The sequence below is a fragment of the Nocardia sp. TBRC8007 genome (assembly GCF_056629435.1).
The window spans coordinates 1-305 of sequence record NZ_JBWSOR010000202.1; the positions used below are offsets into that span (position 1 = coordinate 1).

Genomic DNA, 305 nt, shown 5'->3' on the forward strand with positions numbered 1-305 from the left:
TTCGTTTTTCCTGGTCAGGGTTCGCAGTGGGTGGGGATGGCTCGGGAGTTGTTGGACGAGTCGGCGGTGTTCGCGGCGCGGATGGCGGAGTGTGAGGCGGCGTTGGGGCCGTTTGTGGAGTGGTCGTTGGTGGATGTGTTGTGTTCGGCGGATTCGTTGGATCGGGTGGATGTTGTTCAGCCGGTGTTGTTCGCGGTGATGGTGTCGTTGGCGGCGGTGTGGCGTTCGTTCGGGGTGGAGCCTGCTGCGGTGGTGGGGCATTCGCAGGGTGAGATCGCTGCGGCGGTGGTGGCGGGTGGGCTTTC

At 64.3% G+C, this 305-nt stretch carries 1 protein-coding gene; it reads left to right on the forward strand.

From position 1 onward, the window contains the following. On the forward strand, window positions 1–305 hold a 305-nt coding region (locus ACX4ZE_RS23300; RefSeq protein WP_480275611.1), incomplete at both ends, for an acyltransferase domain-containing protein.